The following is a 23,125-nucleotide window of genomic DNA, read 5'->3' as shown; positions in this document are numbered from 1 at the left end:
GGTTTAACGTCTTTCTGTTTGCTGTGGACTGTAGGAGCGTGCGCCGGTAAGAAAGACCCGCCCTACCGTTGTTGGGGGAGAATGATCACTGCTCGTTCTCGAAGATCTTCTTGATTTCCGCTGAACCCATGTGGTCAAAATCATCGGGTACGGTAAACTGGCCATCCAGAAAACCTATCCGATGCGTTACGCCTGTATCCGGATCCGCCGTGTCGACGGATATGACCTTTACGACGGGTTTTCCGGCCCGTGCAATGATAAACGGTTCACCGTTCTCAGCGTCTCGGACGAGCCTCGACAGATGGGTCTTGGCCTCGTGCATGTTTACAATTCGCATGGTTGCGTTCCTCTGTTTCAGAATCAGGCTGAGTTTAGAGACTTAGCTTGTTTTTTATGTGGTTAAGTCAAGTCCTTCATTACAAGGTTTTTTGGTTTCATTTATACTGATCTCAATCGAAAATAAAGCCGTCCCGCTTTCGTTGCTATCCGAATCACGATTCAGAACTCGTTCGGTTACTGCAAAGCGCATCCCATCAACAAGGACTGTAGCTTCCTCTATCTGTTTTTGGATATTCAATAGTTCGTTCAACATAGCCTTACGTCCTGATGCCGTCTTGAATCTGTCCTCCCGCTCAAGGAAGTAATGATGTATAAGAAAGTTTCGGCTTTTGTGGGCTTTAAGCAGTAAATCGGTTACCCACTGCGCATCTGGCTGTACATGATTACCCATGATTTTCAGGAGTTGTCCTATTGTTTTTCTGGCAAGCCGACTCTTGGCGGCTTGTATGTGCTTCTCTGGTGTAGCAGGCTCAAGTACATGCTTAATTTTAACTATGAACTCACCAAGGGCTTTTTCGAAATACTGTCCGTGCTGAGCCGCCGATCCGAAACATGCAAAAACAGCATTGAGCTGTCCTTCTGTTGTTTCCAGCATCTCTAGAGAATTTGTGGAATAACCCTGCAGTCTAAATTCCTCTTCTGACAACATTTAAGTATTCCTTTGCCAACATTGTGTCAGTAGTAAACACGATTACTGAGTACCTATGCGTAGGAATGTAACGAAGATCACGAAATGACAGGAGTGACTGCGATAGAGGGATCGTCTCGTCGGAAGGACATTACAAGTGGATGGAGGATGTACCTGCGGGCTAGTTTTTAAGGACTGCTTCGAAGACCAGGATGTACCTGGAATCCGGCTAGATTTCGCGATCTGCTTCATCGGGAGCGGTTACCACTTCGAGAAATTCTGCTATTACTGCTACATCACCTTCGTCGCTCTCGGTAAGAATGATAGGATTAAACTCCGGGTTAATTGGTTTAAGTGTGATTTTGGTGTGTTGCCATGAATCGTCCTCCATCACCTTTTCGCTTTCGTACCGTTTGACGGTGAAGCGTGCCCCTGTTTCCGGGTCGATGGCGTCCCTTAGTTGGACCAGCACGGTCTTGCCCTGGCGAGTACCCTCCACCGGGGCTCGGAACAGGCAGTACGCACCGTCTGGTATGGTCGGCAACATCGACTCGCCCTCGACCTGTGCGACGAACATCCCCTGTCGTAGGCGATGGCTTGTATTGAAGGCCACCCAATCGAAATCCTGTTCTTCTATGTACTGCTTATCGCTAAAGGTACCGGCTGCGATCCTGAGCGGCACTAGGGGTACGCAGTTGACGTAACGTTCTTCAGGGTCACCTGCTACAACGTTCAACTCGGGTGGGTACATACCAGATCCAGCGGTAGGCGGTTCCTCATCCACCTTTCGAAGCTTCTGATACGTCTGAGAGGAAAGCCATTCGTTGACCACCTTTTGAAACGACTGGTCGTTCATGAAGCGTACAAATATCTCCTCGTTCTGGTCCATACGCTCGACAAAGAGTTGCTGTAACGTATTCCTGAATACCAGTTCGAATTTGTCCTCCGGATTCACCGCGGCTGCTTGGCGCAGTCTTTCGTCGCTCATGGCCGCTTCGACGATCTGATCGAAGAAGAGTTGGTCCGCCTGATTGAAATCGGTACCGAAGCGTTCGTTGACAACGTCAATGAGCTGAGAAAGCGGCATCGACTCCTCATGGGCGGCACCGCTACCGACCTCGGTCGGTCCATCCAACACCCGCGATTCACCTTCCGTAGGGGAAATTGAGCCTTCAGTAATTTTCTGCAGGCGGTAATACTCGAGTCGCACCTCGTCGTCAAACCGATAGGCTGGACCGGTCCCACGCTTGGGCAGCTTGGCGGCCAGGTGGCGAAGGAAAACGTACAAGCGTTCCAGATCCGAATCCTGGTATGGGATGATCTGGCTCAGGAAACCGTAGAGGTTGCGAAAAGCCTGTACCTTTGCGCGCCAGTGTTCGGCCTCGGCCTCGTCGTCATTCCGATGATCTGCAAATCTCGTTACGGCAGGATCGAGTGCGGCGTTCATAGCTTGGTGATCCTGAATGTTATGACGCTTTTTAGGTTTGAAGTAAACGGCACAAAACTGTTCAACCTCTTCACCGAGATAGATACCAGATGCGTCGAGTTCTTCCTTGACCTCATACATACGTGCCGGGTCCACTTCCTCTCCCATCTCCGTTCCTTCGTAGTAGACACTGAACGCCTCGCGGATTTCTTCCCGGTCATTTACGAAATCGAGGACGAAAGTGTCCTCCTTGTGGGGATGGATACGGTTCAGCCGGGAGAGCGTCTGGACCGCCTGAATGCCGGCAAGTCGCCGATCCACGTACATCGTGTGCAGGAGCGGTTGGTCGAAACCGGTCTGGTATTTCTCCGCGACGAGTAGCACCTGATACTCCTTGGTCGCGAACTTCTCGGGAAGTTCCTTCTGCCGGATGCCGGAGTTCATCTTCTCTTCGGTGTACGTTACTTCCGGGAGCTTATCGTCACGGACTTCTCCTGAGAAGGCTACCAGGGTTTTGATCGCGTATCCCTTCTCCTTGATGTAGCGATCAAAACTCTGCTTGTAGCGTACCGCCTCAAGTCGGGATCCAGTGACGACCATCGCTTTAGCCCGACCGCGGATTTTATGCCGAGTAACCGCTTGGAAGTGCTCGACCATCACCTCGGTCTTCTGAGCTATATTGTGCGGGTGCAGGCGTAAGAAACGCGCGAGCGCAAGCGCCGCCTTCTTACGCTCTACGTTCGGATCGTCTTCGCACGCTTTGAGCAGCTTGAAGTATGTCGCGTACGTGGTGTAATTCTCGAGCACGTCGAGGATGAACTCTTCCCCAATGGCCTGCCTCATCGTGTACCGGTGAACTGGTTCCCCATTCTGGCCGAATACGGCAAGGGTTTTATGTTTGGGCGTGGCCGTGAATGCGAAGAAACTCAGATTCGCCTGCCGACCGCGCTTGGCCATGCTGCGGAACAGTTCCTCCTGATCCTCGTGGCCTTCCTCCTCGGCGCGATTCCGAGCTTCCTCTTGGAGATCTTCACCCCCAAGGACCTCCTTGAGATCCGTCGCCGTCTCCCCACCCTGCGAACTGTGCGCTTCATCGATGACGACGGCGCAGCGTCGAGTGGGCAGTACGCCTGTCCCTTCAACGCCGTGCTCCTCGGCTATCTTGAGCAATTGCCGCGAAACAAACGGAAATTTCTGGAGCGTGGTGATGATAATAGGGACAGCGTTTCCCAGGGCCTCGGCAAGCTGCCGGGAATGCGCGTCAATCTTCTGTACGACACCGAGCTTGTGCTCGAACTGGTAGATCGTGTCTTGCAGTTGCTGGTCCAGTACAACGCGATCGGTCACCACGATCACGCTGTCGAAGACACGCTCGTTTGACTCGTTGTGCAGGGAAGCAAGACGGTGGGCGAGCCAGCCGATCGTATTGCTTTTACCGCTGCCGGCCGAATGCTCTATGAGATAGTTGTTGCCGACGCCTTCGCAGCGAGCCTTCTGCACCAGTAGGCGAACGGCATGAAGCTGATGATAGCGAGGGAAAATCATCGTTTCTGCCTTCACCTTGCGACCCTGGTCGTCGCGCTTCTCTTCGGTCTGCAAGTGGATGAACCGGGCGAGTATGTCGAGCAGGCTGTCCCGGGCGAGTACTTCCTCCCAGAGATAGGCCGTACGATAGCTACGACCCGCCGGATCGTGCGGATTCCCGGTGCCGCCTTCGGATCCCTTGTCAAAGGGCAGGAAGTGAGTTGCGTCGCCGGCCAGGCGCGTGGTCATACGTACGCACTCGGTATCGACAGCGAAATGTACGAGCGTGCGGCGTTTGAACTCGAAGATCGGCTCTCGTGGATTGCGGTCTCGCCGGTACTGGTGGATCGCGTCTGCTACTGCCTGACCGGTAAGCGGGTTCTTGAGTTCCACCGTGGCGATAGGGATACCGTTCAGACTCAGTGTTACATCGAGTGACTTTTCCGACTGAGGGGAGAAACGGAGTTGGCGAGTGATTCCGAGCTGGTTAGCTGCGTAGCGGGCCTCAAGCTCTGGGTTCAGTTCGTGGGCGGCTTTGAAGAACGCTGCATAGAGTGTCCGACCGTAGCACTTGAAGCCGTGGCGGAGCGTCGCAAGCGAGCCATTGGTGTCCATCCACTTGCATAGGTCCGAGAGAATCTGCTGGCCGGTCTGGTCGCCGTGGAGTTTTTCTAATCTGGCCCATTCAGAGGGTTGGGTTTCGCGGATGAAAGCGAGTACGGTTTGAGGGAAGATTGCCCGTTCGCGGTCGAAGCCGTCTTTAGCAATGGCAATGTATCCGCCCTGGCGTAAGTGGGTTTCGATGATGGTTTCGAAGGCGGATTCCGAATGCCTAGAATTGCTCATGTGGACATTCTTTTCAAGCGCTGATCTAGCCACGATATGACGACCTGACAGTATGGCTTTAGTTCTCCTGTCTGAGGGAGCCACCGATCACGTTCCCGTTCAAACCTCATTCGCGGTACCGGACCATTGAGTTTTGCTTTCATGTGACGCCACCATTCAAGAACTGCATCGAGAACGCCTTTTCGGTTGTTCTTTAGTTGCGCGAGGTTGAGGTTCAGCACCTGGCAGAGTTGGGCGTCAAACGTGGGATCATCTGATCGGATACTGCCATCTACATCATATCGAAGCCGCGTTTCGATATGATGTAAAGGATTAGCTGGATTCCATAGGATATCGTTATCTCCCTTTTTCGTGTCACAGTGCTGGAGGTGTGGTGGCCGGCCCTCACCACCCAAACAAGCAGCGAGAAGATTGCGATAGTTGAGTTGTTCCGTCGGATAACGACTCTGGCAGCGCCAGTGCTCAATCTTCATTGTAGTCGTGTCACTGTGAATCCGCCTCATGCAATAGCAACACAGCCCGCGTTGCTCCCTCACCATTGCCTCCCGAAGCACGGCCTTGTCTGCGTAGTTGCCGTAGTCGCAGTACCGCGTCAAACGATGCTGCATGAGACTTGGAGGCTCGACGCCTTTGGTGATCGTCCTCATTCCCCCTCCATGAATTCAAGTAGGGTACGTAGACGTGTTACTTCGGGGTCGTCGTCTCCTAAGCGGACGGCGAGTTGGTCTATCAGGCCGAGAGCTTGGTTAAACTGCTCTTTTCCAATCACTTGAGACAACCGCGACAGTAGTTCCCTCACCTCCGATGTTCTCGGATCCGCGTCCATAATCTCTTCCAAGACCCGGCTTGAATCGACGCCAAAGGAGTAAGTTGGCGAATAGACCTCACCGTCCTCCGCGATGATCTGGATGCATTCGTGAGGCACTTCGCCGATGACCTGCGGCGAATGGGTCGTCGCAATGAACTGACAAAGTGGAAAGGTTTCAGTAAGCTTGTGAACGATCTGTCGCTGCCACTTCGGGTGTAGGTGCAGGTCGATCTCGTCGATCAGAATGATTGCATGACCTTCCCGTAGTGGGTCGTCGAGTGATGGATTTGCTTGGGACAGTCGTCGAGCAAGGTCAAGGACTAAAGTCAATACACCGCGCTCGCCTTCCGACAATTGGCCCACATCAAGTTCGTTCTCCCCCTGTTTTATCATTAGACGTGTTGATTTCTCGTCGTCAGGACGAAGGCTCTCATAGTTTGGCAGGAATCTAGTTACCGCCGATCGCAGCACCTGTAAATGTCGCTTTGCTTCATTTTGCTCCTCTGCGAGAGTCTCCTGAACTCGCATCCAGTTGGCAAAATGAGCGATGTGCATCGGTCGAGAGACAAGAGCCTCTGCATAAGCTGCTGACTTACCTCCAGCCGTCCTCGATTTGGTTACTTTAGAATTTGAAACCACGGATCGATTGGTAGAGAAAAAAACACAGTTTGGGGCAACCGAAGCAGCGTAGGCGGTGTTCTTAAGTTCTGACTTTGACGGCGCAAAGGTGTCAGAGTCAGAAACCCCATGGGGTTCCTCAAGTTCACGTAGAAGACTTCGTGCTCGGTCACGTAGCCGTTCTGACTCCATAATCTTCCGTCTGAGTTTCTTGAGGTATTCGGCATTATCTGCCGCAAACACATCGCGCCACTGGCGTCGCGTAAAACGAAACTTCTCACAACCAATTGTCATTGACAGTTCCGCATCCAAGAACGGAAAGTTGTTACGTATGTCGCTGATATCGAACGACATCGCCTTTGCACGAGAATCTGTCGCCAAGGGGAGTATCCGAGATAGGCAGATTCGCAGCGCATCCAAAACGGTACTTTTTCCTACGCCGTTAGCTCCGACGATCAAGTTGAATCCAGCCTGAAAACGAAATTCAGCAGCTTCAATTGCACGGATGTTGGCAAGCTTCAGCGAGTTGATTTCCATGTTATTGTCCCACATCAATTTGGCCGGTAACTACCGCTGAGATGAGTGCCGCCCTGCGCTCTTTGAGCAACACTACAGTCCTTTCGGTCGCGGTGCGCAACTGATCCGACTTACAGGTCTCATTTGCAATGTGAGCTACGATTTCGTTCTGCTCGCTGACCGGGGGTACAGGAAGTGCAATCGCGAAAAAACCTTCCGGATAGAGGCGAAGCCGGGATGACCATACCCCCTTTGAATATCGCATTACTTCCTGAGCGAACGCCGATAAGCGGACCAGGGCATTGATGTAACTTGGATCAAGACGATCTCCAGGTTCGTAGACGTTATAGGACGGACTAACGATACCGTCTAAGGGCGACACTCCCATCGCGCCCATCCACGCCCACATTGTATTGATTACGAGATCACCCGAGAAGCAGATCTTATACCCCTCTTTACTCGCCGCTTCGAACATGTTGACGTCCTTCTCTGAACGAAGAGTCACCCCGGTGAGGTGCGATACAGTGAGGAGATATTCTGCTCCTGTATCAGAGCGCTCATCACGTTCCCTGAACAACCATCTAGCGCGTTCAGTCTCCCAATGTGCTGGAATCTCTCCAAGCCAAGTTATACCGGAGTCTCGGAGCCGGATATCTGGATTGAGACCAAGGGTGACTGCGCGGGTGATGAGCGCACGTCGCTTCTCAGCCAGTAAGTGCAGCAACCGCTCTTTTTCGGCAATCAGCGCATCTAGCCGCGCCGTCTCGCGGTCGAGGTAGTTGGCAATGGTGCGTTGCTGGCGCGGAGAAGGGGTGGGAATACGAATCGACCTTAGGTCATCCGCGCTGATTTCCATGAAAGTTGAACCACGGCCAAGAGCCTGGAGAAGTCTGACTTTGCAGGAGAGCCAGTAGTAGTAAAACCGCGTGTCGGCGTCGTATCGCGGCGTTAGCAGAAAGCAGCCTTGGTTCGAACACGCAGACTGCTTGAGCACTGCGAGTTGCCCGATCGGCGCTCTCTTCGATAGTACAATCGAAGAGGCGGGAGCCATTGTTGCACCAGAGGACTCGTAACCAGCATGTGTAATCTTTCGGCGAGTATTCTGAAGCCAATAGCTTTTCCTATTACTCAAATCCTCCGGCGTGACCCAAGGAATCTCGCCGTCCCAGTACTCAGGATTCCCGCTTGCTGGTGTGGCTCCGCTTGTTACCAAAAAGACATGACGAAGTTGCGGACTATGGTCCGTTCTCACGCCATTACCTCCCCCAATAGCCGCATAATCTCATCCTCTGCCTCCCTCAGGTCTGCGTCGATTTCCTCAAGTGGACGTGGAGGGGTGTACTTATAAAAGTAGCGGTTGAAATTGATTTCATAACCTACCTTTTCTTTGTCACGGTCCATCCAGGCGTCAGGGATGTGGAGGCGCACTTCACGCTCGAAATACGCGTCGATATCGTCTTTAAGTGGCACGTTTTCAAAGTCGCGCAATTCAGTGTCGGGCTCGTAGCTATTTTCCCGGGCATCCTTCTTTACCGCCTCGGCCTTTGGGTCCTTTTCAGTGAAAACATCCCGGAAAAGCCTCTGTTCAGCCTTCTTCCAACGCGATTGACGCACACGTAGGAGATCGGCGATTCTCTTCCATGTTGCGTTCCAATCGAGTTTCGGTTCACGTCCTAGCGTCTTATCGATTTCTTGCACATCGTCGAGCAGGTAGGGGCACGCATCGAGAAAACGGGCTTTGTCTTCAATGGTCATTTGGTAGCGCAAGCGCAGGGGTTGCTCTACGGTCAGACGCGTGTAGCCGAAGTCAACATTGTCGAAAAGCAAGGAGCGGTCGTTGTTTTCGTAGCGACCGTATAGTTGCACGATCTCCTCTATTTGGTCCTTAGAGATATGACGACGCTTATCCCCAAGACTGCGCCTATTTTCCTCGCTCCCACCCGCAGTCCATAGGTCTCGTGCGTCGAGCAGTTGAATCTTGCCTTCACGGCGTTTTTCCTTGCGATTGGTAATAACCCATATGTAGGTGCCAATACCGGTGTTGTAGAACATCTGCTCTGGCAGTGCAATGATACCTTCGAGCCAGTCGTTCTCGATGATCCATTTGCGAATGTCGCTCTCGCCCGATCCGGCGCCGCCGGTAAAGAGAGGCGAGCCGCTAAACACGATGGCTAGTCGCGAACCGTGTTTGTGCTTGTCTGGGCACACAGGTTCGAATTTATGAACCATGTGTTGCAGGAACAGAAATGAACCGTCGTTCACACGCGGGAGCCCGGCACCGAATCGACGCTCGAACCCGAACTTATCATGCTCTTCTTGGATTTTGTTTTTCTGTTTTTTCCAGTCCACGCCGTAAGGTGGATTGGTGAGGAAGTAGTCGAAGGTTTCATTCTCGACCCGATCTTCGGTGAAACTGTCGCCAAAGTATATTTCGCCGCCGCCATTGTGATTAACCTGCTTCATCAGCATGTCAGATGCAGCGGTGGCGAAAGCGCGACTGTTGTAGTCCTGTCCGTATACATAAAGCTGTGCAGCGCTGTGGTGCTCTCGCAGGTAGTTTTGTGCCTCGGCCAACATACCGCCGGTACCACAAGCAGGGTCAAGAAGCTTGCGCACGGTGCCAGGTGTGGCGAGTAGTTCGTCATCGTGGATGAAGAGGATGTTTACCATGAGCCGAATCACTTCACGCGGCGTGAAGTGATCGCCAGCGGTCTCGTTAGCCAACTCGTTGAATTTACGGATTAGATTCTCGAAGATGAGTCCCATTTGATCGTTTGGAACGTCATTGGGGTGCAGGTTAACGTCCGAGAACTTTGATAGAACGAGGTACAGGATGTTGGATTCCTGCATCTTTTCGATCTCGGTTTCAATCTCGAAGTACTCAAAGATGCGTCGCACGTTAGACGAAAAGCTCTGTATATAGCTGGCGAGGTGCCGGGCGACGTTGTCCGGGTCACCTCTCAGTTTCTCGAAATCAAGCTGGGAGTGGTTATGGAAGCGTTGTCCGGCTGCTTTGTTTAGTCTTGCGTCGAGCGCGTCGCCTTGGAGTCTTCCACGCCAGCGCTCATACTCAGCTAGGACAGCGGGCTTAGTCGGAGCGAGTACGCAGTCGAAACGCCGAAGCACAGTCATCGGTAGCATGACACGCTCGTATTGTGGCGGGCGATAGGGACCGCGCAGCAGGTCGGCAATCTGCCAGATTAGGTTGGAGAAGTAGCTGTGGTCAGGCATATGGACTATACACTTGGTACTGAAAACCCCGGACCATTAGCGCATTAAGGTACCAACTGGTGTAATTTTGAAATGGGTTCTAAAAAGGAGTCTTTGATCCGCAAAATACGGATGCTATAAATCAGGGTCAAGCCGTTCTATGCCTCTACCCGTTTGTTCTTTAGGGCTCGCAACGTTCTGCGGTAAACCCTCACTCACCTTGTATTGACAGTCCGTGGCAACACTCTTCTACGAAGGCTTGGTCACAGTCTGGAAAATCAAAAAGACGAAGCACCGGACGACCGAGTCCGATCACAATTGTCTTCCAGTCAGTTGTCGACTCCGATAACGTGCATCTATTCTGGGTAATACGTAGGTTTGACCTTGATTGATAATTGTATCTCGTTAAGTGGTAATCAGGTCGAAAATCATCGAGCATTCGACCCGCTAAGCCTGTCCACGTACAAAGAAACAATATGCTCGTTGCCGAATTGAAATGATGTGCGAACAGCCTTGCATGGGCTACGAGCTCTGCGACTTCTAAAATCAACAGTTTCGGCGACAGCCAAGTACCTGCACTTCTGCCTGTGCTCACGGCATTGTATTGGCGGTCCTCCCTGTAGGCTCGAATAAGAGAAGCTCGACCGTCCGGTGTCACCCGCCAGAAATCTGGGAGTGAAGTGTCGAAGCTGGGATCTGCTGTAAGATTAACTTCAATGACATCTTTACCTGATCCATCGGTATTTTCAGGTACGAATTTCGCTACATTGTCCGGGTATTGATTAAGTGGATCAAACATACGCCAGACAAAACTCGGATGATGAATTCTAGACACCACTTCTTGCAGCACTCTTTTCAGTGTATCGGTATTTACAACTTCATCGTTTTCTGTAGAGATCAAGTAACTGAACTGGTAGTGGTGGTCCATGATCGAAACTGGCCAGTTGACTCCGTTGGAGTCAGTCAGTATATGGCGGAAACGATCCTCTCCCGATTTATGCCAATGCTCCAGTCGCTGTTGTGCTGTAGATATTACCTGTCCTGCGCCGACACGAGACTGCCTCATAGTACCCATTTGTACGATCTCTTCGGGGGAAGCTATATCGGTCGAACTACCTCGTCTGACATACACTTTTTCTGCTTCAAGTTTACCAAACCCCTTTGTAAGATAAATCGGACCTTCCTGAGCAGGTATTTCAATAACGCCGATATAGCGGCAATTTACTCCGTAACATCGATATGAGAATATCACTGGTTTTTGTGTTTTGCTATTCACGAACTGTTGAAGTTCTGCGTCGTCCAAGTGGCAGTTTACGCCCACAACTCGGTTGTGTCCTTCCCTTACCTCTTCCACTCCGATTAGAATGAAAGCCGTGACTGGACGTAGAGTATTAGCAAAGGCAAGTATATCCTTGAGTAATTCGCTTTTGGTATTGTTGTCGGCTCCTTCAAACGGATACTGGTCTCTCTTGAAATCAAGTGCAGATCCTTCTTCCTCATTGAGGAGTTGTTCGAGCCGATCATTGATAAAGGCCATTAACAAATCCTCCTGGATTCCCTGTCGAGGATGTTTTTGAACATGAAGTTTATGATCAGATTACTCTCGTCCTGACATTATGCCACGTCATACGGCTTAATGGCCAGTAGGTCTGAAGCAGCTATGCGTTCTGCAAGTGCCAGATCGTATCTTACCTGTAGATTCATCCAGCTTTGTGCGTCCGTGTTGAAATACCTAGCAAGGCGCAGTGCCGTTTCGGCAGATATACCCCGACGGCCGCGCACGATCTCATTTATCCTGGCCGGCGTTACCCCTACTGCCTTGGCCAACGCATTAGAAGACAGGCCCATAGGATCCATGAAGTCGTGCTTGAGCACCACCCCTGGGTGAACCGGGTCTAGGCACGTCATGGCAGGATTCTCCTTCTAATATCAGTCGACAATCTCTACCTCGTATACATTTTACGATTGTTGATCGTGGCGCTGTATTGACTCTCTCAGTATACCATATTCTTACGTCGTATTAGTCTTATAAACTGATCGTAATTTCAATATATATCGTATATCGATAAGCAACAAGCACGTTGTACTCCAACTCCGTGCTGTCCAGGCTGAGGACAGTTTTATCAAAGGTTAAGCACGGTTAACCCGCATAAGCAGTTAGCCTGTACGAATAGTTCTCGATTCCCGTACTGTCAGTCTATGGTAGCCAATAGGCCTTGACACCGCACCGCGGGACGTGGATAATCTCCGCACTGATTCACTGCCAGACGGTCGCTTTTCGATCCTGACTCCATTTCCTGCGGTTTCCCCGAAAGGATCCGGCATGCGCAAGAGCAAGGTCCTGTCCAAGCTTAGCTCCTCCGGCTTCGTCCGGATGGCCGGTCTCGGCCACTATCTGCCCTTCTACATTCGCTATGCAGCCCACTTCAAATACGACGGCCTCTGGTTCGACCTGGAACACCGCGCCATGGATGCCCGGGAGGTCCAGTCCATTCTGGCCATGTGCAAGCAGCACGACATCGACTGCATGGTGCGTCCGCCGACCCTGGAAAGGACTCACCTGTACCGGTATCTGGAAGACGGCGCCACGGGTTTCATGATCCCTTTCATGTCGACTGCGGACGTCGCGCGCCACGTCGTCGACTGCGCGAAGTTCCCTCCCCTGGGCAACCGGGGCATCGACGGCGCTGGCATTGACGGTGATTTCGGTATCGAGGTGTGGAAAGAAGGAACGACTTACTTCGAAGATGCCAATCGGGAGACCTTCATCGTCGGCCAGATCGAGACCGTGGAAGGGCTGCGCAACGTGGACGCCATCGCGGCCGTGGAGGGCATCGACGTGGTATTCATCGGCCCCGCCGACCTGACGCATCGCCTGGAAACCGACCCCAATGTCAACTGGACGCTGGACGATGCCATTTCCCGGGTGTCGGATGCGGCCGAACGGCACGGCAAGGCCTGGGGCATCACGGCGGGCAGCCCCGAACAGGTCGCCCACTACCGCGGCCTGGGCGCCAGTCTCGTGCCATGGGGCGGCGATTTCAGCCTGATGGGCGTGTTGGAGCAATGCAGTAAAGACCTGGACGCGATACCGGGCGCGTGATTTGGACTATCATTGGACGCAGGTGACTGCCCGTGCCCCCTTCGCACCCCGCGACGGGGCCGGCGCATTGGTTTTCGACAACGCCATGTGGCTGATCGGCGGCTGGAATCCGCGCGACAAGCTCCATTTCCCCAGGGTCTGCAGCAATGATGTCTGGCGGTCCACCGACGGGCGGGACTGGTCGCCGCTAAAACCCAACACTTACGTCGACGAATCCTTCGATCCGAAACGGGACTGGGCGGGCAGACACACGGGCGGATACGCCGTTCACGACCGTCGCATGTGGCTGATCGGCGGCGACGCCAACCAGGGGTATCACCAGGGCGATGTCTGGTCGTCGGCCAACGGTCGGGACTGGCACTGCGTGCTCGAAGAAGCCCCTTGGTCGCCCCGCGTGCTGCACGGCGCAGCGGCCTGGATGGACAGACTCTGGGTTTGGGGCGGCCAGACCATGCCCGGTTTAGCCGGTGGCAAGGACCGTTTCTACGATGACGTGTGGGTCTCGGCGGACGGATCAGATTGGACGAGGCTAGAGTCGAACAAGCCCAGGTGGGCGCCCCGCGGGATGGTGGGCGGAAGCGTCGTGCATCGAGGTCGATTCTGGGTACTCGGCGGCGGTACGTACGAAACGCCGGACACGCCCGATCGGACGTTTCACAATGATGTGTGGAGTACGTCCGACGGCGTCCACTGGGCGTGCCACAGCCGTAACGCACCCTGGTCGCCGCGGCAGTATCATGGGACCGCCGTGTTCGACGGCCGGATGTGGGTGTTGGCGGGCTGGAACGGCGTTAACCTGAATGACGTCTGGTACTCGTCCGACGGCACAGACTGGTTCGAAGTACCGGACACGCCCTGGCCGGCCCGGCACGCGGCCAGTGTCTTCGTGTACCGCGATGCGCTCTGGGTCGTCGCGGGCAGTCACATGGGGTCGGACGTATGGAGACTGGAACGGGTATGACGACACAGACCCCGGTGCCTTTCCTGACACCGGAAGAGAAGTGGCATTTCGAGCTGCAGGGCTACCTGCTGCTGCCTGGCGTCGTTCCGGACGCCGACCTGTCCGAGATGCGCCCGGTCCTGGACGGCTGGCTGACCGCGGACGAGAAGGACATTCCCGCTCCACTCAAGCGGGGGCGCCAGGAGCCGAACAAGACCCATATCGGCCATATCCACTACGGCCACGAGGTGTTCCAGCGGCTCAACATGAACCCGGAGATCATCCGCGTGGTAGCCGGGTTGACCTGGGGTTGTCCCCGCCTGATGCACTGCGTATTCACCCACATGGTCAAGGGCCCGGAAGAACTGCGCTTTCACCGGGATGACGACGGGGTCAAGGTCACCCACGGATTCCGCAATCCCAACAACGATTTCCAGGTGGCGGACGGCGAGATCTACTGCAGCCACCTGGCCACCTGGGTCGCCCTGGCCGACGTGCCGCCCGGCACGGGATTCTGCCTGGTCCCCGGCAGCCATAAATCCACGATTCCCGAGCCGGAAGGTCTACCCGTCGAGCACGATCCTCCCACTTCGATTACGATCCCCATGAAGGCGGGGGACGTCATCATCTTCTCTACCCGTCTGTTGCACAACGCCAGTCCGTGGACCCGGGACTATCCCCGCCTGAACATCTTCCAGCGGTACGTCTTTAGCTGGTTCTTCGACCTGCCCCACCTGTATCCACTGGAGGAGCACCGCGGGAAGCTCTCGGACGACATGTACGAGTTGGAGAAAATGACCCGCGACGAGAAACAGGTCGTCAAGCGGGTACGAGAAATGCTGGCAAGCGCGTAGAAGCGGTTGCGTAGACGCGGGCGCGATCACTCCTCCTGTCCGTCTACGCCTCGTGCACGATCGTGTTCACCCGATGCGCCTCGATGTAGTCCCGATCGATCTCGGCGCCCAGACCCGGACCCTGGGGGACGGGAACGCATCCGTGTTCATCGATGTTCTCGAGCTCATCGGTGAATTCGGGCGCGTAAACGTGCGGCTTGGTCTTCTTAATCCCGGGATGCACGAGCCCCAGTTCGTAGTAGTTGCTGTTCCGGACGGATGCCATGATATGGCGGTGTGCGAGGCCGCCGCCGTGGAGTTCCATGTCCAGCCCGAGTCCCTCGGCCGCGTGGGCGATCTTCATCACGCCGGTGATGCCGCCGTCCTCGTAGACTCCGGACCGCACGAAGTCCGTTCCCCCGTTGACGACGAAATCGACGTGCTGCTCCAGGCCGAAGATATGCTCGGTCTGCAGAATCGGCGTGGTGATGTGTTCCCGCAGCTTCTTGTGGCCGAATATGGACACGCCGCCGTCCTTGTAGGGATCCTCCAGCCAGAAGAATCCGGCTTCGTCGCAGGCCCGGCCCACCTTGAGCGCGTCCGCCCAGGTATTGTATTCGCAGGCGGGATCGATCATGAGGTCCATGCCGTCTCCCACGCGCTTTCCCGTGACTTTCACGTTGGCGACCTCGCGCTCGATGGGGGCGTTGCCCCAGCCATGGATCTTGAAGGCGCGGTATCCCAGGTCCCGGCACTGTTCGGCGAAGTCCGCGAAGGCCTCGGGCGTATGCAGCCCACCGTTTTCGTCGCCGTGGTACGTGCTCGCGTAAGCCGGCAGGGAGGTCCTGTAACCGCCCAGCAACTGGTAGACGGGCGCGTTGTAGTACTTGCCCGCGAAGTCCCACAACGCCACGTCCACCGCGCCGATCTGGGTGCGGTCAGTGTGCCGCAGCCCGCGCTTCAGATCATTGTAGGTCTTTTCCCGTTCGAAAGGATTGCTGCCCAGCAGGTACTGGACCGCCGGTCCCGACGGCGAGGGACCGCCCAGGTATTCGCCGACGATCCCCAGGTTGGTGTGTATCCGCAACAGGCCACCGCCGAGCTTGCGCGTGGCGCCTTTCTCGTACACCAGGTTAAATCCGTTATAGTCCACGCCCATGTTTTCGACGGTGTACTGAAAAACAACGGTTTCGATTTTAGTGATTTTCGGGGTCATAGCCGGCAGCCTCCCTCGGGATGGGTTACTGGGTTGGAAAAAGGTTTCAGGTGTGGTTTCATGGGGCGGATTCCGGTTTCATCCTTCTTTTCATCCAGTCTTCTTTCATCCAGTGCGTTTTTTGGTCAGGTCCGGCTCTCCATTCTTCTTTAATACGAAACGTACTATCGCTCATTTGCGGCGTCATCCGCGCTTCCACTTTCCCGCGTCTCGGCATTTCCACTTCCTTCTTCAGTCCTTTTGCCCTTTCATTCCGTCCGGTCTACTTTTTCATCAGTCTTATCTGATTCGTGTTGATATTGATCGTAACATTATTATCAAAAGTAATATTAATAACTATAGTACTAATCGTACTAAACTAATCCGCAGTATAAACCCTCGGATATTCGCCGCCGAAATGCACATTGATTTCGGGTTCACCTCACCTTCCTGATGTCCCGAATGGCCCCGTAGGGCACCCCGGTGATATCTACCATTTCCTGGGCCCGGCGCTCCGTCTCCTTGACCTCTTCTTTCACGTCATCCGGATAATAAACCCGACCGGCCCGCACGGTAAGTTGCGGCGTGATCATGCTTCCGCCGGTTTCCTCCCTGCCGTGGGCATCGGTAAAGGTATAATGCCCCTCCTCCACGCTGAAAACGGCGATGTCGGCGACGCTTCCTTCCTTCAGCGTTCCGATTTCATCCGAGCGTTTCAGGATACGTGCGGGATTGATGGTCGTCTGTCGTACGATCTCCTCGAAATCCAGCCCCATGTTCAGCAGTTTCGAGGCCGTTTCGGGCAGGCTGTGCACCGGGGACTTCAGGCTGTAGACGTGCAGGTCCGTGCTGATCACGTCGGACAGGAATCCCAGTTCGACCGCGCGCTTCGCGATACCGTAATGAAAGCTCCCGGCGCCGTGGCCCAGGTCGAAGAACACGCCGCGCTTTCTTGCGTCGTATACTTCCGGAATCACCCGGTCGTCGTCGCCGAGGATGTGATCTCCCTTGCCCTGGTAGCAGTGGGTCACGATATCGCCCGGACGAAGAAGTTCCAGGATATCCGGCAGAGCGACACCCTTGTCAATATGGACCATGACCCGGGTGTCCACCATTTCGGCCGCTTCGATGGCCCGACGGAGCGGTTCCACGCCGTGGCTTCCCACCTGGAAGGCCCCCTGACGGACCTTGACGCCCACGCAGTGTTGCGGCCACATGGAAATGACCCGGGCCGTGTGTTCGGGATCGGCGTTCTTGATGTCCTCCATCTCGCCGCGCATGGAATTCAGGAGCCCGATGCTGCTGATATGGACGAAGGTGAGCACTTCGGTCCGGGACGGTTCGATGATGTACTCGAGAAAGCCGCGCAGGTTCGTCCATCCCGGGCTTCCGGCGTCTACGATCGTCGTCACGCCGGTGGCCAGGCAGAGGGCGTCGGCCTTGATGCCGAAGGTCGTAGCGCCGGCGTAAACATGGGCGTGCAGGTCGATCCAGCCGGGCGTAAGATACTTACCCGAAACGTCGATGGTCGTGTGCGCGCCGGCTTCAATACGATCGGAAATCGCGGCGATTCTGCCGTTAGTGATCCCTACGTCGCCTCTTCCGTTCTTCTGCTGGGAGGGATCGACAATCGTCGCGCCCGACAGCACCAGGTCGAAAGCCATGAAAATCCTCCGGTATCGGTTTCATTCGGACGCCGCGGTCCTGATTCCTTTCAGCGCCCTAGTTGTTGACATTTGAAAAGTATAATCATATCGTTTTGTCGCATCAATGGACATAACCCCGATGGAATTAAGCCGGTCCAGCCACCTGAAGGATTCGCGCCATGGCGAGCGCTCTGACCGACCACCAGAAAAACCAGTATCTCGAAGACGGCTTCCTGCCCATCGAAGGGCTGTTCGACCCCGCTTCGCTCGATCCATTGATCGCGGAATTGAACCAGGTCGTCGATGCGTGGGCGGAGCGGTATCACGCGGAAGGGAGGCTGTCGGAACGGTTTGCAGGCGAACCCTTCGAGCGGAGACTATACCGGATCCATGAGGCCATGGACGGCCAGTGTCGTGAATTGCTCGAAGCCGTGCTGGGAAAACGGAAAACCGCGGGGATGTTTCACGTCATGACCCTGCCCGAGATCCTGGACGTGGTCGAATCCCTCATCGGCCCGGAGATCCTCGTCCACCCCCAGTTCAACTCCCGGGCCAAGCTTCCGGACCGGACTTCCGTCGTAGACTGGCACCAGGACATCGGGTTCCTGGATCCGGACGTGATGCAGACGTTCATGGTTAATTTCTGGCTGCCGCTGGTGGATACGGACGAACACAACGGCTGCCTGGAGGTCATCCGCGGCAGCCACCGCAGCGAACGCCTACCGTTCGACGATTCACCCGAGAACATCGTTCCCGGCGCCCTGCCTGCAGGAGAGCGGGTATCCTGTCCCATTCCCAGGGGCGGCGTGCTCCTGCTGCAGCACACCACGGTGCATCGTTCCGCGCCAAATTACTCTGATCACATACGATGGAGCCTGGATATCCGGTATAGCGACTGGCGAAAGCCCACCGGAAGGGACGATGTCCCGGGCTTTATCGCCCGCAGCCGGTCGCATCCTGAGAAGGTCGCCACCGGGCACGAAGCCTGGCAGCGGCTGTTCGAACTGGCTTAATGGTCCATGGTCAACGATAGCCCAAACCACCAGTCCGGCGTTCGATACGAGGCGGACGAAAGACCTCCGTTTCTCCTGGCCATCGGACTCGGTCTCCAGTTCGCCCTGCTCACCGTGGGTAGCGTGTTCCTGAAAGTCGCCATCGTGAGCCGCGCCGGAGGCGCCGGCGAGGACTATCTAGTATGGGCGGTTTTCGCCGCTGCCATCATCACCGGAACGACCACGATCATCCAGGTTTTGCGCGTAGGACGCATCGGAGCAGGCTACGTGCTCCTGATGGGCACGTCGGGCAGTTTCATCGCGATCTGCATTTCAGCCGTGCTGGAGGGCGGTCCCGCGCTGATGGCAACCCTCATCATCGTCTCGTCGCTTTTCCAGTTCCTGCTTTCCGCCCGTCTTTCGCTGCTTCGCCGGATCCTGACGCCGGTCGTCACCGGTACGGTCATCATGTTGATCCCGGTCTCGATCACGCCCGTCGTCTTCAGGATGCTGGGCGATGTTCCCGAAGGGTTCCCCGAGTCGTCCGCACCCGTTATGGTGCTCGCTACCCTGTTGGTCACCATAGTCATCGCATTGAAGGCGAAGTCGTCGCTGAGGCTATGGGCGCCTGTTATCGGCATGGTCACGGGATCCATCGTAGGCGGATACTATGGCCTGTACGACACGGAGCGCGTGATCGCCGCGGCCTGGCTCGGACTGCCGGACGGCCACTGGCCGGGTATCGATCTCTCCTTCGGCACCGCATTCTGGGCGCTGGTGCCCGCTTTCCTGTTTGTAACACTGGTGGATGCCGTCGATACGATCGGTGACTCGGTCGCGATCCAGCGCATATCGTGGCGCCGGCCCCGGGCCGTGGACTACCGGGCGGTGCAGGGCGCCCTGGCCGCGGACGGCACGGGCAACATCCTTTCCGGTCTGCTGGGCACGATTCCCAACACCACCTACTCCTCGAGCATCGCGGTGACGGAACTGACCGGCGTAGCCTCCCGCACGGTCGGGCTGGTCGTTGGGATCATCTATATCCTCGTCGCGTTTGTGCCGAAGGTCCCGGCGGTGGTCCTCGCCATACCGAATCCGGTCGTCGGCAGTTTCCTGCTCGTGCTGCTGGCCATCCTCTTCCTCATCGGCATGAAGCTGGTCGTGCAGGACGGGATCGACTACCGAAAGGGGCTAGTCGTCGGGGTTGGCTTCTGGATCGGTGTGGGTTTTCAGAACGACGCGATCTATCCGGCGCTGGTTGCCGACTTCGCGGGCGGTTTCCTGCGGAACGGGATGACTTCAGGAGGGCTTGCGGCGATCCTCATGACGCTGTTCCTGGAACTGGCCGCTCCCCGCCGGTACCGGATGGAGGCCGCCTTCGATCTCGCGGCACTGTCGAAGATCCGGGCATTTCTGGAAGCATTCGCCATCCGGCAGGGCTGGGCCAAGGAGACGGCGGACCGGCTCGTGGCGGCCAGCGAGGAAACGCTGTTGACGCTGAATCCACGGGAAAGCGAGACCGGCCAGCGCCGTCGGCTGCTCCTGGTCGTACGCCGGGAGGACGAGAGAGCGATCCTGGAATTTGTCGCGGCCACCGGCGAAGGCAACCTCCAGGACAGGATCGAGCTGCTTGGCGACGCGCGAGCCGTGGAAACGCCCGAGGAAATGGAGGTGTCGCTGCGCCTCCTGAGGCACTTCGCTACTTCGGTCCACCATCAGCAGTACCACGACACGGATATCATCACCCTCCAGGTCGAAGTCCGGCAGCCGGATCCGGACGCATCACGTCGATAGCGGACCGATCGGCGCGCCCGGTGTACGCCAGCGGTATACGCCAGCGGTGTACGCCGGATTTATCTACAATGGAATGCCTTGACTCGATGGCACGTGCATTTATTTTCCTAACCCTGTGAGCATTTTCCAGACCCCGTCGACAAACCGATTCCAGTCTCTGCGGTAACAAGGCTGTAGCGCTGGATTACGACAGGACCCTGCATGAACACAGATGCTTCAGCCCGCCAGTCAAGCGTACGCTACGAAGCGGACGAACGTCCACCGCTTCTCCTGACCATCGGACTGGGACTCCAGATCGCCCTGCTTACGGTCGGGGGCGTGGTCCTGACCGTGGCCATCGTGAGCCGGGCCGGCGGCGCCAGCGAATCCTTCCTGACCTGGGGGGTGTTCGCCGCGGCGGCGATCAGCGGCACGACCACGGTTATTCAGGCCATTCGAGTCGGCCGCATCGGCGCGGGCTACGTACTCATGATGGGTACGTCGGGCAGCTTTATCGCGGTCTGCATCGGGGCGCTCGCGCAAGGCGGCCCCGCGCTGATGGCGACGCTCATCATCATCTCATCGCTGTTCCAGTTCCTGCTGTCCGCACGCCTTTCCCTGTTGCGCAGGATTCTGACGCCGGCGGTCTCCGGGACGGTCATCATGCTGATCTCGGTCACGGTGATGCCCATCGCGTTCGACATGCTGAATCGGGTACCGGAAGGCATGCCGTCCTCGTCCGCGGCAGTCACGGCCCTGGCCACCGTGCTGGTCACCCTCGGCATCGCGTTGAAGGCGAAGTCGTCGCTGCGCCTCTGGGCGCCCGTGATCGGCGTCGCCGTTGGGTCCATCGTGGGCGGATACTTCGGTCTGTACGATGCCGGTAGGGTCGCCGCCGCTTCCTGGCTGGGGCTTCCGGACGGGAGTTGGCCGGGCATCGATCTCTCTTTCGGTCCCGCCTTCTGGGCGCTGCTTCCCGCCTTCATGTTCGTAACGCTGGTCGGCGCCGTGGAAACGATCGGTGACTCGGTCGCGATCCAGCGCGTTTCGTGGCGCAGGCCGCGGGCAGTGGATTATCGGGCCGTTCAGGGCGCGGTGGCCGCGGACGGACTGGGCAACCTCCTGTCCGGTCTTATGGGCACGGTGCCCAACACGACCTATTCCTCGAGTATCGCGGTGACCGAGTTGACCGGCGTGGCTTCCCGCATGGTCGGCGTGGTCGTGGGGCTGGCCTTTGTCCTGGTCGCGTTTATCCCGAAGTTCCTGGCGGTAGTCCTCGCCATTCCGGATCCCGTGGCCGGCGGCTTTCTGATCGTGCTGCTTTCCATGCTGTTCGTCATCGGCATGAAGTTGGTCTTACAGGATGGGATCGACTACCGGAAGGGGCTGGTCGTCGGGGTGGGTTTCTGGATCGGCGTTGGTTTTCAGAATGACGCGATCTTTCCCGCGCTGGTCTCCGACTTCGCGGGCGGACTCCTGCGGAACGGCATGACGGCCGGCGGACTGGCCGCGATACTCATGACGCTTTTTCTGGAAATTACCTCCCCCCGTCGTCACCGGATGGAGTCGGACTTCGATCTTGCCGCGCTTCCGAAGATCCGTGCGTTCCTTGAAGGATTTGCCCGCCGCCAGGGCTGGGACAAGGGGACGGCGGACCGGCTTATGGCCGCGAGCGAAGAAACGCTGTTGGCGCTGATTCCACGGGACGGTGAGCACAGCCAGCCCCGGCGGCTGCTGGTTGTTGCACACCGGGAGGGCGAAAGCGCGGTCCTCGAACTGGTCGCGGCGACCGGCGAGGGAAACCTGCAGGACAGGATCGAACTGCTCGGGGACGAAAGAGCCGTGGAGACGCCGGAAGAACTGGAAATATCACTCCGTCTCTTAAGACACTACGCGTCGTCGGTGCACCACCAGCAATACCACGATACCGATATCGTCACCCTTCAGGTGGACGTGCGACCGCCCCCGCCCCCGCCACGATAACCTCGGGTTCAGTGGACTTGAACGGACTGTCTTTCGTTGACCGGCAGTGCGTGGAAGCGTAGTGGTACTGGAGCGCCCTTCGGCGCCGGTCGGACGTATTCGGCGGCGTGTAGTGGTAGGTCTCGCCGTGGAACACTAGAGCGTCCCCGGACTTCATGACACAGGCCACCGCGTCGTCCGCCGTGGGCGCCGAAGACAGCCCGTAATCGTCCGCCACCCCCCCGTGTTCTCCGATCCCCGCGCGGTGCGACCCCGGAATGACGTGCATGCATCCGTTCGCCACGTCGGCGTCGTCGAGGGCGATCCAGAATCCAAAAACATCGTTGGGTTCCAGGCGGAAGTAGGCGTTGTCCTGGTGCCAGACCTTCTGGCCACCGAACCGGGGCGGTTTCATCAACAGCATGCTCTGAAACAGGGCAACGTCCGGCCCGATCAGTTCGACGGCGATACCCACCATTCTGGGATGGAGGGCCAGGGCGTGGAACAGCTCGCTGTGGCGGGTCATCCGGAATAGCTTCCTCACACCCAGCTCCCTGGATTCGGGCGTTACCGCACCGCGGCGTACGGCCGGCTCGATCTGCACCAGTTCCTCCGGGACGTCCGGGTACCGGTCCACGATCGCCGTGATCTCGCGCCGGATGGATTCGACTTCGTCCGGGGTCAGAAACGCTTCCGCGATGAAATAGCCGTCCCGGCTGAAGGCGGCTTTCCGATCTTGTGACAACAGCGTCTCGGCGGTCATAAC

18 protein-coding genes are annotated in these 23,125 nt (G+C 56.5%); 6 read left to right on the top strand and 12 right to left on the bottom strand.

Annotated elements, in window-relative coordinates; genetic code table 11:
* Positions 1-85 precede the first annotated feature (85 nt).
* The 9 genes from F4X08_09465 to F4X08_09425 all read right to left on the bottom strand — a co-directional run bounded on the left by F4X08_09465 (position 86) and on the right by F4X08_09425 (position 11,823).
* Positions 86-337 carry a type II toxin-antitoxin system Phd/YefM family antitoxin gene (locus tag F4X08_09465; GenBank protein MYD26026.1) on the bottom strand — a complete coding sequence of 84 codons (252 nt, stop codon included), beginning with the start codon at positions 335-337 and terminating at the stop codon, positions 86-88.
* A gap of 54 nt (positions 338-391) precedes the next feature.
* A complete protein-coding gene (locus F4X08_09460) occupies positions 392-988 on the bottom strand; it encodes a hypothetical protein (protein ID MYD26025.1) in 597 nt (198 codons plus the stop codon).
* A gap of 208 nt (positions 989-1,196) precedes the next feature.
* Positions 1,197-4,763: a type I restriction endonuclease subunit R gene (locus F4X08_09455; GenBank protein MYD26024.1), complete on the bottom strand. Its 3,567-nt coding sequence runs from the start codon at positions 4,761-4,763 to the stop codon at positions 1,197-1,199.
* The gene (locus F4X08_09450; protein ID MYD26023.1) at positions 4,760-5,410 is read right to left on the bottom strand and encodes a TIGR02646 family protein; all 651 of its coding nucleotides are present in this window, start codon (positions 5,408-5,410) and stop codon (positions 4,760-4,762) included. The genes F4X08_09455 and F4X08_09450 overlap by 4 nt, the downstream gene beginning before the upstream one ends.
* Positions 5,407-6,726, bottom strand: coding sequence for an AAA family ATPase (locus tag F4X08_09445; GenBank protein ID MYD26022.1), 1,320 nt, complete (start codon positions 6,724-6,726; stop codon positions 5,407-5,409). Before F4X08_09445 ends, F4X08_09450 begins: the two co-directional genes overlap by 4 nt.
* Position 6,727: 1 nt before the next feature.
* Positions 6,728-7,975, bottom strand: coding sequence for a restriction endonuclease subunit S (locus F4X08_09440; GenBank protein ID MYD26021.1), 1,248 nt, complete (start codon positions 7,973-7,975; stop codon positions 6,728-6,730).
* Positions 7,954-9,936 (bottom strand): SAM-dependent DNA methyltransferase, encoded by a 1,983-nt coding sequence (locus tag F4X08_09435; protein MYD26020.1) that lies wholly within the window; start codon positions 9,934-9,936, stop codon positions 7,954-7,956. The genes F4X08_09440 and F4X08_09435 overlap by 22 nt, the downstream gene beginning before the upstream one ends.
* 190 nt (positions 9,937-10,126) lie before the next feature.
* On the bottom strand, positions 10,127-11,452 hold the full coding sequence (locus F4X08_09430) for an ATP-binding protein (GenBank protein ID MYD26019.1): 1,326 nt from the start codon (positions 11,450-11,452) through the stop codon (positions 10,127-10,129).
* A 77-nt stretch (positions 11,453-11,529) separates the two neighbouring features.
* Complete coding sequence (locus tag F4X08_09425) at positions 11,530-11,823, bottom strand: HigA family addiction module antidote protein (GenBank protein MYD26018.1); 294 nt, start codon at positions 11,821-11,823, stop codon at positions 11,530-11,532.
* Between the two features lie 415 nt (positions 11,824-12,238).
* Here F4X08_09425 and F4X08_09420 point away from each other — a divergent pair, with 415 nt between their 5' ends.
* From F4X08_09420 to F4X08_09410, 3 genes are read left to right on the top strand one after another with little or no spacing between them, the layout of a single operon-like run.
* Entirely contained in the window at positions 12,239-13,018 is a 780-nt protein-coding gene (locus F4X08_09420; protein MYD26017.1) for a 4-hydroxy-2-oxovalerate aldolase, read from the top strand.
* A gap of 22 nt (positions 13,019-13,040) precedes the next feature.
* Positions 13,041-13,979 carry a hypothetical protein gene (locus F4X08_09415; protein MYD26016.1) on the top strand — a complete coding sequence of 313 codons (939 nt, stop codon included), beginning with the start codon at positions 13,041-13,043 and terminating at the stop codon, positions 13,977-13,979.
* A complete protein-coding gene (locus F4X08_09410) occupies positions 13,958-14,812 on the top strand; it encodes a phytanoyl-CoA dioxygenase family protein (GenBank protein ID MYD26015.1) in 855 nt (284 codons plus the stop codon). Before F4X08_09415 ends, F4X08_09410 begins: the two co-directional genes overlap by 22 nt.
* Before the next feature lie 43 nt (positions 14,813-14,855).
* Here the strand turns inward: F4X08_09410 and F4X08_09405 are convergent, their stop codons facing one another.
* Both F4X08_09405 and F4X08_09400 read right to left on the bottom strand, forming a co-directional pair.
* Positions 14,856-16,007 (bottom strand): mandelate racemase, encoded by a 1,152-nt coding sequence (locus F4X08_09405; protein ID MYD26014.1) that lies wholly within the window; start codon positions 16,005-16,007, stop codon positions 14,856-14,858.
* A gap of 416 nt (positions 16,008-16,423) precedes the next feature.
* Entirely contained in the window at positions 16,424-17,650 is a 1,227-nt protein-coding gene (locus F4X08_09400; protein ID MYD26013.1) for an amidohydrolase/deacetylase family metallohydrolase, read from the bottom strand.
* A 161-nt stretch (positions 17,651-17,811) separates the two neighbouring features.
* Between F4X08_09400 and F4X08_09395 the strand changes: the two genes are divergently transcribed.
* The 3 genes from F4X08_09395 to F4X08_09385 all read left to right on the top strand — a co-directional run bounded on the left by F4X08_09395 (position 17,812) and on the right by F4X08_09385 (position 22,380).
* A complete protein-coding gene (locus tag F4X08_09395) occupies positions 17,812-18,645 on the top strand; it encodes a phytanoyl-CoA dioxygenase family protein (GenBank protein ID MYD26012.1) in 834 nt (277 codons plus the stop codon).
* Between the two features lie 6 nt (positions 18,646-18,651).
* Positions 18,652-20,418 carry a hypothetical protein gene (locus F4X08_09390; protein ID MYD26011.1) on the top strand — a complete coding sequence of 589 codons (1,767 nt, stop codon included), beginning with the start codon at positions 18,652-18,654 and terminating at the stop codon, positions 20,416-20,418.
* 201 nt (positions 20,419-20,619) lie between these two features.
* On the top strand, positions 20,620-22,380 hold the full coding sequence (locus F4X08_09385; GenBank protein MYD26010.1) for a hypothetical protein: 1,761 nt from the start codon (positions 20,620-20,622) through the stop codon (positions 22,378-22,380).
* Here the strand turns inward: F4X08_09385 and F4X08_09380 are convergent.
* Complete coding sequence (locus tag F4X08_09380) at positions 22,334-23,122, bottom strand: phytanoyl-CoA dioxygenase family protein (GenBank protein MYD26009.1); 789 nt, start codon at positions 23,120-23,122, stop codon at positions 22,334-22,336. The genes F4X08_09385 and F4X08_09380 overlap by 47 nt on opposite strands.
* Positions 23,123-23,125 lie beyond the last annotated feature (3 nt).

Source organism: Gemmatimonadota bacterium, from assembly GCA_009841265.1.
Taxonomy (GTDB): domain Bacteria; phylum JAAXHH01; class JAAXHH01; order JAAXHH01; family JAAXHH01; genus JAAXHH01.
This window is presented reverse-complemented; position numbering and strand designations above follow the sequence as displayed.

What these genes read in the sequence shown, in the direction of transcription:
- F4X08_09465 (MYD26026.1), bottom strand. Translation starts at nt 337, where the DNA reads ATGCGAATTGTAAACATGCACGAGGCCAAGACCCATCTGTCGAGGCTC.
- F4X08_09460 (MYD26025.1), bottom strand. Translation starts at nt 988, where the DNA reads ATGTTGTCAGAAGAGGAATTTAGACTGCAGGGTTATTCCACAAATTCT.
- F4X08_09455 (MYD26024.1), bottom strand. Translation starts at nt 4,763, where the DNA reads ATGAGCAATTCTAGGCATTCGGAATCCGCCTTCGAAACCATCATCGAA.
- F4X08_09450 (MYD26023.1), bottom strand. Translation starts at nt 5,410, where the DNA reads ATGAGGACGATCACCAAAGGCGTCGAGCCTCCAAGTCTCATGCAGCAT.
- F4X08_09445 (MYD26022.1), bottom strand. Translation starts at nt 6,726, where the DNA reads ATGGAAATCAACTCGCTGAAGCTTGCCAACATCCGTGCAATTGAAGCT.
- F4X08_09435 (MYD26020.1), bottom strand. Translation starts at nt 9,936, where the DNA reads ATGCCTGACCACAGCTACTTCTCCAACCTAATCTGGCAGATTGCCGAC.
- F4X08_09430 (MYD26019.1), bottom strand. Translation starts at nt 11,452, where the DNA reads ATGGCCTTTATCAATGATCGGCTCGAACAACTCCTCAATGAGGAAGAA.
- F4X08_09425 (MYD26018.1), bottom strand. Translation starts at nt 11,823, where the DNA reads ATGACGTGCCTAGACCCGGTTCACCCAGGGGTGGTGCTCAAGCACGAC.
- F4X08_09420 (MYD26017.1), top strand. Translation starts at nt 12,239, where the DNA reads ATGCGCAAGAGCAAGGTCCTGTCCAAGCTTAGCTCCTCCGGCTTCGTC.
- F4X08_09410 (MYD26015.1), top strand. Translation starts at nt 13,958, where the DNA reads ATGGAGACTGGAACGGGTATGACGACACAGACCCCGGTGCCTTTCCTG.
- F4X08_09405 (MYD26014.1), bottom strand. Translation starts at nt 16,007, where the DNA reads ATGACCCCGAAAATCACTAAAATCGAAACCGTTGTTTTTCAGTACACC.
- F4X08_09400 (MYD26013.1), bottom strand. Translation starts at nt 17,650, where the DNA reads ATGGCTTTCGACCTGGTGCTGTCGGGCGCGACGATTGTCGATCCCTCC.
- F4X08_09395 (MYD26012.1), top strand. Translation starts at nt 17,812, where the DNA reads ATGGCGAGCGCTCTGACCGACCACCAGAAAAACCAGTATCTCGAAGAC.
- F4X08_09390 (MYD26011.1), top strand. Translation starts at nt 18,652, where the DNA reads ATGGTCAACGATAGCCCAAACCACCAGTCCGGCGTTCGATACGAGGCG.
- F4X08_09385 (MYD26010.1), top strand. Translation starts at nt 20,620, where the DNA reads ATGAACACAGATGCTTCAGCCCGCCAGTCAAGCGTACGCTACGAAGCG.
- F4X08_09380 (MYD26009.1), bottom strand. Translation starts at nt 23,122, where the DNA reads ATGACCGCCGAGACGCTGTTGTCACAAGATCGGAAAGCCGCCTTCAGC.